At 47.3% G+C, this 11,370-nt stretch carries 23 protein-coding genes; all 23 read left to right on the top strand.

Going from position 1 to position 11,370, the window contains the following annotated elements; all coding sequences use genetic code 11:
* The first annotated feature begins 150 nt into the window (after nucleotides 1-150).
* Nucleotides 151-468, top strand: a complete 318-nt coding sequence (gene rpsJ, locus GEV47_RS18880) for a 30S ribosomal protein S10 (protein WP_153236352.1) — start codon at nucleotides 151-153, stop codon at nucleotides 466-468.
* A gap of 235 nt (nucleotides 469-703) precedes the next feature.
* A complete protein-coding gene (gene rplC / locus GEV47_RS18875) occupies nucleotides 704-1,360 on the top strand; it encodes a 50S ribosomal protein L3 (RefSeq protein WP_153236351.1) in 657 nt (218 codons plus the stop codon).
* A 3-nt stretch (nucleotides 1,361-1,363) separates the two neighbouring features.
* Nucleotides 1,364-1,984, top strand: a complete 621-nt coding sequence (rplD, locus tag GEV47_RS18870; RefSeq protein ID WP_153236350.1) for a 50S ribosomal protein L4 — start codon at nucleotides 1,364-1,366, stop codon at nucleotides 1,982-1,984.
* A complete protein-coding gene (gene rplW, locus GEV47_RS18865) occupies nucleotides 1,981-2,298 on the top strand; it encodes a 50S ribosomal protein L23 (protein ID WP_153236349.1) in 318 nt (105 codons plus the stop codon). Before rplD ends, rplW begins: the two co-directional genes overlap by 4 nt.
* Nucleotides 2,298-3,125 (top strand): 50S ribosomal protein L2, encoded by an 828-nt coding sequence (gene rplB / locus GEV47_RS18860; protein ID WP_153236348.1) that lies wholly within the window; start codon nucleotides 2,298-2,300, stop codon nucleotides 3,123-3,125. Before rplW ends, rplB begins: the two co-directional genes overlap by 1 nt.
* A 9-nt stretch (nucleotides 3,126-3,134) precedes the next feature.
* Nucleotides 3,135-3,410 (top strand): 30S ribosomal protein S19, encoded by a 276-nt coding sequence (gene rpsS, locus GEV47_RS18855; protein ID WP_153236347.1) that lies wholly within the window; start codon nucleotides 3,135-3,137, stop codon nucleotides 3,408-3,410.
* A gap of 5 nt (nucleotides 3,411-3,415) precedes the next feature.
* Complete coding sequence (rplV, locus tag GEV47_RS18850; protein ID WP_153236346.1) at nucleotides 3,416-3,745, top strand: 50S ribosomal protein L22; 330 nt, start codon at nucleotides 3,416-3,418, stop codon at nucleotides 3,743-3,745.
* Between the two features lie 9 nt (nucleotides 3,746-3,754).
* Nucleotides 3,755-4,591 carry a 30S ribosomal protein S3 gene (gene rpsC / locus GEV47_RS18845; RefSeq protein ID WP_153236345.1) on the top strand — a complete coding sequence of 279 codons (837 nt, stop codon included), beginning with the start codon at nucleotides 3,755-3,757 and terminating at the stop codon, nucleotides 4,589-4,591.
* Between the two features lie 2 nt (nucleotides 4,592-4,593).
* On the top strand, nucleotides 4,594-5,013 hold the full coding sequence (gene rplP, locus GEV47_RS18840) for a 50S ribosomal protein L16 (protein ID WP_014004400.1): 420 nt from the start codon (nucleotides 4,594-4,596) through the stop codon (nucleotides 5,011-5,013).
* Nucleotides 5,014-5,025: 12 nt separating this feature from the next.
* Nucleotides 5,026-5,217 carry a 50S ribosomal protein L29 gene (rpmC, locus tag GEV47_RS18835; RefSeq protein WP_153236344.1) on the top strand — a complete coding sequence of 64 codons (192 nt, stop codon included), beginning with the start codon at nucleotides 5,026-5,028 and terminating at the stop codon, nucleotides 5,215-5,217.
* Complete coding sequence (gene rpsQ / locus GEV47_RS18830; RefSeq protein ID WP_108441484.1) at nucleotides 5,217-5,489, top strand: 30S ribosomal protein S17; 273 nt, start codon at nucleotides 5,217-5,219, stop codon at nucleotides 5,487-5,489. The genes rpmC and rpsQ overlap by 1 nt, the downstream gene beginning before the upstream one ends.
* A gap of 198 nt (nucleotides 5,490-5,687) precedes the next feature.
* Nucleotides 5,688-6,056 (top strand): 50S ribosomal protein L14, encoded by a 369-nt coding sequence (gene rplN, locus GEV47_RS18825; protein ID WP_108441483.1) that lies wholly within the window; start codon nucleotides 5,688-5,690, stop codon nucleotides 6,054-6,056.
* Nucleotides 6,057-6,065: 9 nt separating this feature from the next.
* A complete protein-coding gene (rplX, locus tag GEV47_RS18820) occupies nucleotides 6,066-6,380 on the top strand; it encodes a 50S ribosomal protein L24 (RefSeq protein ID WP_153236343.1) in 315 nt (104 codons plus the stop codon).
* 6 nt (nucleotides 6,381-6,386) lie between these two features.
* Entirely contained in the window at nucleotides 6,387-6,926 is a 540-nt protein-coding gene (gene rplE, locus GEV47_RS18815; RefSeq protein ID WP_153236342.1) for a 50S ribosomal protein L5, read from the top strand.
* Between the two features lie 7 nt (nucleotides 6,927-6,933).
* Nucleotides 6,934-7,239, top strand: a complete 306-nt coding sequence (gene rpsN / locus GEV47_RS18810; protein WP_153236341.1) for a 30S ribosomal protein S14 — start codon at nucleotides 6,934-6,936, stop codon at nucleotides 7,237-7,239.
* Nucleotides 7,240-7,253: 14 nt separating this feature from the next.
* Nucleotides 7,254-7,649 (top strand): 30S ribosomal protein S8, encoded by a 396-nt coding sequence (gene rpsH, locus GEV47_RS18805; RefSeq protein ID WP_153236340.1) that lies wholly within the window; start codon nucleotides 7,254-7,256, stop codon nucleotides 7,647-7,649.
* Between the two features lie 10 nt (nucleotides 7,650-7,659).
* Nucleotides 7,660-8,193: a 50S ribosomal protein L6 gene (gene rplF, locus GEV47_RS18800; RefSeq protein WP_153236339.1), complete on the top strand. Its 534-nt coding sequence runs from the start codon at nucleotides 7,660-7,662 to the stop codon at nucleotides 8,191-8,193.
* A gap of 12 nt (nucleotides 8,194-8,205) precedes the next feature.
* The gene (gene rplR / locus GEV47_RS18795; RefSeq protein WP_153236338.1) at nucleotides 8,206-8,568 is read left to right on the top strand and encodes a 50S ribosomal protein L18; all 363 of its coding nucleotides are present in this window, start codon (nucleotides 8,206-8,208) and stop codon (nucleotides 8,566-8,568) included.
* Nucleotides 8,569-8,579: 11 nt separating this feature from the next.
* Nucleotides 8,580-9,098, top strand: a complete 519-nt coding sequence (rpsE, locus tag GEV47_RS18790; protein ID WP_153236337.1) for a 30S ribosomal protein S5 — start codon at nucleotides 8,580-8,582, stop codon at nucleotides 9,096-9,098.
* Nucleotides 9,099-9,105: 7 nt separating this feature from the next.
* Entirely contained in the window at nucleotides 9,106-9,288 is a 183-nt protein-coding gene (gene rpmD / locus GEV47_RS18785; protein ID WP_153236336.1) for a 50S ribosomal protein L30, read from the top strand.
* Nucleotides 9,289-9,314: 26 nt separating this feature from the next.
* Nucleotides 9,315-9,746: a 50S ribosomal protein L15 gene (rplO, locus tag GEV47_RS18780; protein WP_153236335.1), complete on the top strand. Its 432-nt coding sequence runs from the start codon at nucleotides 9,315-9,317 to the stop codon at nucleotides 9,744-9,746.
* A 25-nt stretch (nucleotides 9,747-9,771) separates the two neighbouring features.
* The gene (gene secY / locus GEV47_RS18775) at nucleotides 9,772-11,103 is read left to right on the top strand and encodes a preprotein translocase subunit SecY (RefSeq protein WP_153236334.1); all 1,332 of its coding nucleotides are present in this window, start codon (nucleotides 9,772-9,774) and stop codon (nucleotides 11,101-11,103) included.
* Between the two features lie 32 nt (nucleotides 11,104-11,135).
* Nucleotides 11,136-11,354, top strand: a complete 219-nt coding sequence (gene infA, locus GEV47_RS18770) for a translation initiation factor IF-1 (protein ID WP_014004414.1) — start codon at nucleotides 11,136-11,138, stop codon at nucleotides 11,352-11,354.
* Nucleotides 11,355-11,370: the final 16 nt, after the last annotated feature.

Genomic DNA, 11,370 nt, shown 5'->3' with positions numbered 1-11,370 from the left:
TATTCGTGAAGGTGGTCGTACTGTTGGTGCGGGTGTTGTTGCTGAGATCTTGGCAGACTAAGTTATTGCAGTAGTTTCAAAGATGGTTATTAAATACTAAATATAGCCGTGGGTGATATTCACTCACGGTTCGCTCTTTAAGGAAAAATCATGTCAGGCACTAATCAAAAAATCCGTATTCGTCTTAAAGCATTTGACTACAAACTGATCGACCAATCTGCACAAGAAATCGTCGATACAGCTAAGCGTACAGGTGCTGTTGTTAAAGGCCCGGTTCCTTTGCCAACACGTATTCAACGTTTTGACGTATTGCGTTCGCCGCACGTCAACAAAACATCGCGCGACCAGTTCGAAATTCGTACCCATCAGCGTTTGATGGATATCGTTGACCCAACTGACAAAACTGTTGATGCATTGATGAAACTGGATTTGCCAGCTGGCGTTGATGTTGAAATCAAGTTGCAGTAATGAATTGTAATGTTTTGGCAATTAAATGATTGCCAAAATGCTGCAAGTAGTAAGTGTTGTATATAAGTTAGCCGGGAAGTTTTATTGACATACCATGTTCATCTTGGTGTTGCAAATAAAATTTATCCCGGCTATACTAATGGGCTTCGGTGAGATTGCGCTTTTGCGACGTCTCACGTTATTTAGTAGTACAAACATCAGCCCCGCCCAATCGTAGGTGGGAATGGAGAAAACAATGAGCCTAGGCCTTGTTGGTCGCAAGGTTGGTATGATGCGCATCTTTACAGAGGATGGGGATTCAATTCCTGTTACTGTAGTTGACGTGTCGAACAACCGTGTGACTCAAATCAAAACGCCTGAAACAGACGGTTATGCCGCTGTTCAAGTTGCATTCGGTTCACGTCGTGTTTCACGCGTGACCAAAGCTGCTGCTGGTCACTACGCTAAAGCTGGCGTAGAAGCTGGTACAGTTCTTAAAGAATTCCGTATCGATTCTGCTAAAGCAGCTGAATTTAAAGCTGGCGATGTTATCGCTGCCAGCTTATTCGAAGCTGGTCAAAAGATCGATGTGCAGGGTACTTCCATTGGTAAGGGTTACGCCGGTACTATCAAGCGTCACAACTTCGCTTCTGGTCGCGCTTCTCACGGTAACTCTCGTTCACATAATGTTCCCGGCTCTATCGGTATGGCGCAGGATCCAGGTCGTGTTTTCCCTGGTAAGCGCATGACTGGTCATATGGGTGACGTTACTGTAACCACACAAAACCTCGAAATCGCACGTGTTGACGCTGAGCGCCAACTGTTGATGGTCAAGGGTGCGGTTCCAGGCGCAAAGAACGGTCAAGTTGTCGTGACACCTGCGATTAAAGTCAAAGCAAAGAAGGGGGCTTAATTCATGGAACTCAAGCTCCTGAATGACCAAGGTCAAGCTGCTTCGAATGTCGCTGCGCCAGATACAATTTTTGGCCGTGACTACAATGAAGCGCTAATTCACCAAGTCGTAGTTGCTTACCAGGCTAACGCTCGTAGCGGTAACCGTAAGCAAAAAGATCGTGAAGAAGTACATCACACAACTAAAAAACCATGGCGTCAAAAAGGTACGGGTCGTGCTCGTGCCGGTATGTCGTCGTCGCCTTTGTGGCGTGGTGGTGGTCGTATTTTCCCGAACTCGCCTGATGAAAACTTCTCGCACAAAGTTAACAAGAAGATGTATCGCGCAGGTATCTGCTCGATTCTGTCTCAGTTAGCACGCGAAGGTCGTTTATCTGTAGTCGAGAATTTCTCGGTAGAAGCGCCTAAGACAAAATTGCTTTCGCAAAAGTTGAAGAGCATGGGTTTGGACTCTGTATTGGTTATTACTGATACTTTGGACGAAAACTTGTTGTTGGCTTCGCGCAATCTGCCAGGCGTACTGGTATGTGAGCCACGTCATGCTGATCCAGTTTCTTTGGTGTTCTACAAGAAGATCCTGATCACCAAGCAGGCATTGGCTAAGATTGAGGAGATCCTGGCATGAACGCGTTAGTAAAACATAGCGAAGAACGCTTGATGAAAGTGTTGTTGGCGCCAGTTATTTCTGAAAAAGCGACTATGGTTGCGGAAAAGAACGAGCAAATCGTTTTCCGTATCGCCCAAGACGCGACTAAATTGGAAGTAAAAGCGGCTGTCGAACTGCTTTTCAAAGTACAGGTTGATTCGGTACAAGTAGCAAATCGCCAAGGTAAGGCAAAACGTGCTGGTAAAACTACCGGTCGTCGTAACCATACTCGTCGTGCATTTGTTTGCTTGAAGCCAGGTCAAGAAATTAACTTCACCGAGGAGGCTAAATAATGGCACTCGTTAAAGTGAAACCAACCTCACCAGGCCGTCGTGGCATGGTGAAAGTTGTAAATCCGGACTTGTACAAAGGCCGTCCATTTGCAGCTCTGGTTGAGAAGAAATCAAAAACAGCTGGTCGTAACAACAACGGTCATATCACTACTCGTCATATCGGCGGTGGTCATAAGCAGCATTACCGTATTGTTGACTTTAAGCGCACTAAAGATGGTATTCCAGCGAAAGTGGAGCGTATCGAATACGATCCAAACCGCACTGCGAATATCGCTTTGCTGTGCTATGCAGATGGTGAGCGTCAATACATCATCGCAACTAAAGGTATGGCAGTTGGTGATCAAGTGATGAATGGTTCGCAAGCTCCGATCAAATCGGGTAACTGCCTGCCAATCCGCAACATCCCAGTCGGTACTATCATGCATTGCGTCGAAATGTTGCCAGGTAAAGGTGCTCAAATGGCACGTACTGCTGGCGCTGGCGTAGTGTTGATGGCGCGTGAAGGCATCTACGCTCAGGTGCGCTTGCGCTCCGGCGAAGTGCGTCGCGTACATATCGAGTGCCGTGCAACTGTCGGTGAAGTTGGCAATGCTGAACACAGTCTGCGTAAGATTGGTAAAGCTGGTGCGATGCGTTGGCGTGGTGTTCGTCCTACCGTTCGCGGTGTGGTCATGAACCCGGTTGACCATCCTCACGGTGGTGGTGAAGGTAAAACCGCAGCTGGTCGTCATCCAGTTTCGCCATGGGGTCAACAGACTAAAGGGAAGAAGACACGCCGTAACAAGCGTACTACTTCAATGATTGTCTCGCGCCGCGGCAAGAAATAAGGATAAAACATGACACGTTCATTGAAAAAAGGGCCGTTTTGCGACGCCCATTTGGTTAAAAAAGTTGAGGCTGCGCAAGCGGCTAAAGACAAAAAACCAATCAAAACTTGGTCCCGTCGTTCGACCATCATGCCAGACTTTATCGGTTTGACGATTGCTGTTCATAACGGCAAGCAACACGTCCCGGTTTATGTTTCTGAAAACATGGTCGGTCACAAGCTCGGCGAATTCGCATTGACCCGTACGTTTAAAGGTCATGCCGCTGATAAAAAGGCTAAGAGATAAGCGATATGGAAACTAAAGCTACCCTCCGCGGTGTGCGTCTTTCGGCTCAAAAGGGTCGTCTGGTCGCCGATTTGATTCGCGGCAAAAAAGTTGATCAAGCTCTTCATATTCTGGCGTTTAGCCCGAAAAAAGGTGCGGCTATCATCAAGCGTGTTCTGGAGTCTGCAATTGCAAACGCCGAACATAATGATGGTGCAGATATTGACGAACTGAAAGTTACGACAATTTATGTCGAAAAAGGCTCAGTTCTCAAGCGCTTCACAGCGCGTGCAAAAGGCCGTGGTGATCGTATCTCAAAGCAATCCTGTCACATTTACGTGACTGTCGGAAACTAAGGAGTCACGATGGGACAGAAGATTCATCCAACCGGTTTTCGTCTTGCGGTAACGCGTAACTGGGGTTCACGTTGGTATGCTGGCAATAGTAATTTTGCCACTATGCTGAATGAAGACCTGAAAGTACGTGCATTCCTCAAGAAAAAACTGAAGAACGCATCGGTTGGTCGCGTTGTTATTGAGCGTCCTGCAAAGAACGCACGCATTACAATTTACAGCTCGCGCCCAGGTGTTGTTATCGGTAAAAAAGGCGAGGACATCGAAGTATTGAAGTCATCGTTGACCAAATTGATGGGCGTGCCAGTTCATGTGAATATCGAAGAAATTCGTAAGCCTGAAACTGATGCTCAATTGATCGCTGATTCGATTGCTCAGCAGCTCGAAAAGCGTATTATGTTCCGTCGCGCGATGAAACGTGCGATGCAGAATGCAATGCGTTTGGGCGCGCAAGGTATCAAAATCATGTCGTCTGGTCGTTTGAATGGTATCGAAATCGCACGTACCGAATGGTATCGCGAAGGTCGCGTGCCACTTCACACACTGCGCGCTGATATTGACTACGGTTTTGGCGAAGCTGAAACAACGTACGGTATTATCGGTATCAAAGTTTGGGTCTACAAAGGTGATCGTTTGCCTAACGGCGAAACACCAGTTGTCGATATTCCTAACGATGATGACAAAAAGCGTCGTGGCCCACGTCGCGATGATGGCAAGCCATCTAGCCGCCCACGTCCTAAAACTACGGCTGCTGCCGGTGCGCCTGGTGCGCGTCCTGCACGTGCCAAGAAGCCGGACGGCGCTGCTGAAGGTGCTGCATCTGCACCGGCTGAGAAAGCAGGAGAATAATCATGCTGCAACCAGCACGCAGAAAGTATCGTAAAGAGCAAAAAGGTCGCAATAAAGGCATTTCGCATTCACGCGGTACAGCTGTATCGTTTGGCGAATTTGGCTTGAAAGCAATCGGTCGTGGTCGTATTACAGCGCGTCAAATTGAAGCTGCTCGTCGTGCGATGACACGTCACATTAAGCGCGGTGGCCGTATCTGGATTCGTATTTTCCCAGACAAGCCAATTTCGCAAAAACCTGCTGAAGTCCGTATGGGTAACGGTAAAGGTAACCCTGAGTATTACGTGGCTGAAATTCAGCCAGGTAAAATGCTGTACGAGATGGATGGCGTCGATGAAACATTGGCGCGTGAGGCATTCCGTTTGGCTGCAGCTAAACTGCCACTTTTGACCACGTTCGTCGTGCGTCAAATCGGCCAATAATTGGAGTGAAACATGAAAGCATCTGAACTCCGCGACAAAGATCAAGCGGCTTTGACTAAAGAGCTGAACGAGTTGTTGAAGGCGCAATTTAGCCTTCGTATGCAAATCGGTACTCAGCAATTAAGTAATACGTCGCAATTGAAGAAAGTTCGTCGCGATATCGCACGCGTTAAGACCGTCATCAATTCTAAGGACGCCAAGTAATGAACGATCAAGTGAAACAAGCGCTTAAGCGCACGCTGGTTGGTAAGGTCGTATCCGATAAAATGGATAAGACTGTTACCGTCCTGATCGAACGCCACGTAAAGCATCCTCTGTATGGCAAAATCATAGTACGTACTAACAAGTACCATGCACATGATGAAGCCAATCAGGCCAAAGAAGGCGATGTGGTTGAGATCCAGGAAGGTCGTCCTATTTCCAAGACTAAAGCTTGGAGTGTGACGCGCGTGGTACAAGTAGCACAAGTATTATAAATATTTGTTGCGGGCCAAGCATTTTGATGTAATAATGCTTGGCTTCGCTCTTGTTGGTTCCCGATAAGAGTGGTTGAGTAAGAAGTTTTGGAAGTCGTCCACCTAAGCAGTGCATTCAGCAGAATGTTTCTGACAGGACCAAGACTGACCGTAAATCCGCATAGTGCGGCCGCGAGTTAAGTTGGGAAAGAAAATATTATGATTCAAACGGAAAGCCGGCTCGAAGTAGCTGACAACACTGGTGCACGCGAAGTTATGTGTATCAAGGTTCTGGGTGGTTCCAAGCGTCGTTACGCTAGCATTGGCGATGTCATTAAAGTGACAGTCAAAGTTGCTGCGCCACGCGGTCGCGTTAAAAAGGGCGAGATCTATAACGCCGTGGTTGTTCGCACTGCTAAAGGTGTGCGTCGCCCGGATGGTTCACTGGTCAAGTTCGACGGTAATGCGGCAGTGTTGTTGAACGCAAAGCTTGAGCCAATTGGTACGCGTATTTTTGGACCAGTCACACGTGAACTGCGCACTGAGCGCTTCATGAAGATTGTGTCGCTAGCGCCTGAAGTGCTGTAAGGAGCTGAGATGGATAAGATTCGTAAAAGTGACGAGGTAATCGTCCTAACTGGTAAAGATAAGGGCAAGCGCGGTGCTGTAACGCAACGCGTTGACGCTAATCATGTCATCGTGGCAGGCATCAATGTTGCGAAAAAAGCGACTAAGCCTAATCCAATGACTGGTGAAACTGGTGGCATCGTTGATAAGTTGATGCCAATTCATGTGTCAAATGTTGCGTTGTTTAACGCAGCAACTGGCAAGGCAGATCGCGTTGGTTTTAAAGATGTGGACGGTAAGAAAGTTCGCGTTTTCAAATCCACTGGCGAAGTTGTTAAGGTTTAAGAGATCATGGCCCGTCTCCAAGAGTTTTATAAAGAAAAGGTCGTTGCTGATCTGACAGCGAAATACGCTTACAAATCAGTAATGGAAGTTCCGCGCATCCTGAAGATCACCCTGAATATGGGTTTGTCGGAAGCGATTGCGGACAAGAAAATCATTGAGCACGCAGTTGGTGACTTGACCAAGATTGCAGGTCAAAAGCCAGTTGTAACCAAGGCGCGTAAAGCGATTGCGGGTTTTAAAATCCGTGAAGGCTACCCAATTGGTTGTATGGTCACTTTGCGTGGCGCTCATATGTACGAATTTTTAGATCGCCTAGTGACTGTTGCGCTGCCACGCGTACGTGACTTCCGTGGTGTATCTGGTCGTGCATTTGACGGTCGTGGTAACTACAATATCGGTATTAAAGAACAAATCATTTTTCCCGAAATTGAATACGACAAGATTGATGCATTGCGTGGTATGAATATTAGTATCACGACGACTGCAAAGACCGACGATGAAGCAAAATCGCTTCTCGCCGCATTTAAATTCCCGTTCAGAAACTGAGGTTGCCATGGCAAAACTGGCACTGATTAACCGTGAACAAAAGCGTGCAGACCTGGTAAAGAAATTTGCCGGCAAACGCGCCGAGTTAAAGGCAATCATTGATGACCAATCGAAGTCGGAAGAAGAGCGCTACGAAGCACGCTTGAAATTACAAGCATTGCCGCGTAACTCCAATCCAACCCGTCAACGTAATCGTTGTGCATTGACTGGTCGTCCACGTGGCACTTTCCGTAAGTTCGGTTTGGGCCGTATTAAGCTCCGTGAAGTCGCCATGCGTGGTGAAGTCCCGGGTATGACTAAAGCAAGCTGGTAATAGGAGAATATGCAATGAGTATGAGCGATCCTATCGCCGATATGCTGACCCGTATCCGCAATGCGCAAGTAGTACAAAAAACCGCCGTGGCCATGCCGTCGTCGAAGGTTAAAATTGCGATTGCCAATGTCTTAAAAGACGAGGGTTACATTGAAGATTTCGCTGTCGCCGAAGAAGGTGGCAAAGCAGAATTGAAGATCGGTTTAAAGTATTACGCTGGCCGTCCAGTTATCGAGCGCATTGAGCGCGTATCCCGTCCAGGGCTGCGTATCTACAAGGGCAAAGATGACATTCCTAACGTGATGAACGGTTTGGGTGTGGCTATTATTTCGACACCTCAAGGTGTTATGACTGATCGCAAAGCACGCGCAACCGGTGTCGGTGGCGAAGTAATTTGCTACGTCGCCTAAGGAGCCCAATATGTCACGCGTAGGTAAAATGCCGATTGCACTGCCAGCTGGCGCGGAAGCGACCATCTCTGCAGAGCAGATCACAGTAAAAGGCCCACTGGGCACACTTACTCAAGCCTTGAATGGTTTGGTTAAGATTGAAAATAGCGCTGGCACGCTGAATTTTGCAGCTGCTAACGAAAGCCGCGAAGCGAATGCAATGTCAGGTACATTGCGCGCTTTGGTGAATAACATGGTTACTGGTGTTACTAAGGGTTTCGAAAAGAAACTGAACTTGGTAGGCGTTGGTTTCCGTGCTCAAGCACAAGGCGATAAGTTGAATTTGTCGCTCGGTTTTTCGCATCCTGTAGCGCACCAAATGCCAGCCGGCGTAAAGTGTGAAACACCGACGCAAACCGAAATCCTGATCAAGGGTATCGACAAGCAACGTGTTGGTCAGGTAGCTGCAGAAGTTCGTGCTTACCGCGAACCTGAGCCGTATAAAGGCAAGGGCGTTCGTTATTCGGACGAAGTGGTAATCCTTAAAGAAACCAAGAAGAAGTAATAGGGGTTGACGATGGATAAGAAACAATCACGTCTGCGCCGCTCACGCCAAACGCGTGCCAAGATCGCAGAGTTACAGGTGACTCGCCTAGCCGTGCATCGTACTAACTTGCATATCTACGCTAGCATCATCGGCCCTGACGCTAAAGTGTTGGCTTCGGCCTCGACGTTAGAAGCTGAAGTGCGTGCTGAATTGGCCGGAAAATCAGGTGCTGGTGGCAATGCTGCCGCTGCAACTTTGGTTGGCAAGCGCGTCGCTGAGAAGGCATTGAAAGCAGGGGTTACCGAAGTTGCGTTTGATCGCTCCGGTTTCCGTTACCATGGTCGCGTCAAGGTGTTGGCAGAAGCCGCACGTGAAGCTGGCCTGAAGTTCTAAGGAAAAACGTCATGGCAAAAATGCAATCAAAAATGCAAAGCGACAAGCCTGATGATGGCATGCGCGAAAAAATGATCGCGGTCAACCGTGTAACCAAAGTGGTTAAGGGTGGTCGTATCATGGGTTTCGCAGCATTAGCTGTTGTTGGTGATGGCGATGGTCGTATCGGCATGGGCAAAGGCAAGTCGAAAGAAGTGCCAGTGGCTGTGCAAAAAGCAATGGAAGAAGCTCGTCGCAAGATGATCAAAGTAACGTTGAAAAACGGTACTCTTCAACACACTTTGAGCGGTAAGCATGGCGCGTCATCAGTAATGATGAACCCAGCTAAAGAAGGTACTGGTGTGATTGCTGGCGGTCCAATGCGCGCTATTTTTGAAGTGATGGGTGTAACGAACGTTGTGGCTAAGTCTACAGGTTCCACTAATCCTTACAACTTGGTTCGTGCGACATTGAACGGCTTGTCAAAAATGAACACGCCATCGGAAATTGCTGCTAAACGCGGCAAGTCTGTTGAAGATATTCTGGGCTAAGGTGATCATGATGACTAAGACTGTAAAAGTACAATTGATCAAGGGTTTGATCGGCACGCGCGAAACACATCGTGCGACAGTGCGCGGTTTGGGCTTGCGTCGCGTAAATTCGGTTTCCGAATTGCAAGACACACCAGCTGTGCGCGGCATGATCAATAAAGTGTCCTATCTTGTGAAAGTAGTTTCGTAAGCTTAGGCTTACGAACGGAGCAAATTATGGAATTGAATTCTATTCAACCAGCAGATGGCGCAAAGCATTACAAGCGTCGCGTCGGTCGTGGTATCGGCTCCGGTCTGGGTAAAACAGCCGGCCGTGGTCACAAAGGTCAAAAATCCCGTTCAGGCGGTTTTCATAAAGTCGGTTTTGAAGGCGGTCAAATGCCTTTGCAACGTCGCTTACCAAAGCGCGGCTTTAAGTCGATGGCTACACCATACAAAGCAGAAGTTCGCTTGTCTGAGTTAGAGCAATTGCCTGTGACTGAGATTGATATTTTGGTATTGAAGCAAGCTGGCGTTATTGGTGAACTAGCACGTGTTGTGCGCGTAATCCTGTCTGGCGAACTGACCAAAAAAGTAACACTAAAAGGCTTGATCGCTACTAAAGGCGCGAAGGCAGCAATTGAAGCCGCTGGCGGCACTGTTGCTTAATTTAGCATCCCACTCGGAGCAATAATTGGCGACTACACCTCAACTTGCAAAGAGCTCTGCTAGCGGTTTCCCTTGGGGACGCTTGTGGTTCTTACTTGGTGCTTTAGTTGTTTTTCGGATTGGTGCACATATTCCTGTACCGGGAATTGACCCAACCCAGTTGGCGCAATTGTTTAAACAAAACCAGGGCGGTATTCTGGGTATGTTTAACATGTTTTCGGGCGGTGCTTTATCGCGCTTTACCGTATTTGCATTAGGAATCATGCCGTATATTTCGGCATCGATCATTATGCAATTGATGTCGATCGTTTCTCCGCAACTGGAAGCCTTGAAAAAAGAAGGCGAGTCAGGACGGCGTAAGATCACTCAATACACGCGTTATGGAACATTGCTGTTAGCAACATTTCAAGCGTTAGGTATTGCGGTAGCTTTGGAATCGCAAGCTGGTTTGGTACTTGATCCTGGTTTGGCTTTCCGCTTTACGACGGTAGTGACTCTGGTAACTGGTACGATGTTTTTGATGTGGTTGGGCGAGCAAATTACTGAGCGTGGTCTTGGTAACGGTATCTCCATCATTATCTTTGCAGGTATTGCAGCTGGTTTGCCAAATGCAGTAGGCGGATTGTTTGAATTGGTGCGTACAGGTTCTATGGGCCCGTTGTCAGCAATTGTTATCTGTTTGATTGTTGCTGCAGTGACTTTCTTTGTAGTGTTTGTTGAGCGTGGTCAACGCAAGATTCTTGTTAATTATGCGAAACGCCAGGTTGGTAACAAGATTTACGGCGGGCAAAGTAGTCATTTGCCTTTAAAGTTGAATATGGCAGGCGTTATTCCTCCAATTTTCGCTTCTTCGATTATCTTGTTCCCAGCAACAATTACTAGCTGGTTCACATCTGGTGACTCGACCAATAAAGTCGTGCGTTTCCTGAAAGATCTGGCAGCATCGTTAGCACCTGGCGAACCGATTCATGCTTTGCTGTATGCCGTTGCAATCGTGTTTTTTTGCTTCTTTTATACTGCATTGGTATTTAATAGCAAAGAAACAGCAGATAATTTGAAGAAAAGCGGTGCTTTTGTCCCAGGGATACGTCCAGGTGATCAGACAGCACGCTATATCGATAAGATTTTGATGCGTTTAACACTTGCAGGTGCGGTTTATATTACACTTGTGTGTTTACTGCCTGAGTTCTTGGTAGCGCGTTGGAAAGTACCGTTCTATTTTGGTGGTACGTCGTTGTTGATTATCGTTGTTGTCACCATGGATTTCATGGCCCAAGTACAAAATTATGTGATGTCGCAGCAGTACGAATCGCTGCTTCGCAAAGCAAATTTCAAGGGCGGCATTCCTTCACGGTAAGTGATGGACGCTCAGAGGAACTAGTAGACCGAATGGCAAAAGACGACGTTATCCAGATGCAGGGTGAGATTCTTGAGAATCTCCCTAATGCAACATTTAGAGTTAAGTTGGAAAACGGACACATCGTTCTCGGTCATATTTCTGGGAAAATGCGGATGAATTATATTCGTATATTGCCAGGAGATAAGGTGACAGTAGAATTGACGCCTTATGATTTAAGCCGGGCACGGATTGTTTTCCGTACCAAATAATAATTTAGCATTGAAA

It is taken from the genome of Glaciimonas soli, assembly GCF_009497155.1.
Lineage (GTDB): Bacteria > Pseudomonadota > Gammaproteobacteria > Burkholderiales > Burkholderiaceae_D > Glaciimonas > Glaciimonas soli.
This window is presented reverse-complemented; position numbering and strand designations above follow the sequence as displayed.